We start from the raw sequence: 556 nt of genomic DNA on the forward strand, positions 1-556 counted from the left end.
TGGTGCGGGGTCGCGCCACGCCTTCGCTGCGCCAGCCAGGCTGCCTGCGGCGCATCGAGCCCGCCGGGCTGGACTGGAACGGGCTGTGCGCGCTGGTGCGCGACATGGAGGGCGGGCGCACCATTCCCATCCTGTTCAAGCACTACCTGAAGCTGGGCGGGCGCATCGCCACCTTTCACGTGGACCGCGCCTTCGGCTCGCTGGATGCCTTCCTGATCATCGACCTGCTGGAATCGCCGCCCCGCATGCTGCAACGGTTCATGGGCGCGGAAGGGCTGGAACGCTACTACGCCCAGACCCCGCGCGGCACCGGAGACGGCGTGCCCGGGGCGGAAGGTGCTGCCGGGCTGTCCGCCACGTCCGGAGGGGCGTAAATGCCCGCCCGAATGCTCTCCCGGTTGACAGATGCCGCCATGCGGGTACCCTTGCCGCCATATACCGGCAAAATGCCGCGCATGCCGCACGATGGCGGCGCGGGCCGCAGGGCGCTGTGCGCCGTCATGTTCGCGGGCCGGAGCATGGGCGGCGGCATGCGCCGCGCTGCGGGTTGCATGCT

At 70.9% G+C, this 556-nt stretch carries 1 pseudogene; it reads left to right on the top strand.

Annotated features, from left to right (window positions below):
- A pseudogene (locus tag FVW20_RS18450) lies at positions 1 to 374 on the top strand (lysophospholipid acyltransferase family protein); the annotation flags it as partial.
- Between the last annotated feature and the right edge of the window lie 182 nt (positions 375 to 556).

This window comes from Nitratidesulfovibrio oxamicus, assembly GCF_015731765.1.
Taxonomy (GTDB): Bacteria; Desulfobacterota; Desulfovibrionia; order Desulfovibrionales; family Desulfovibrionaceae; genus Cupidesulfovibrio; species Cupidesulfovibrio oxamicus.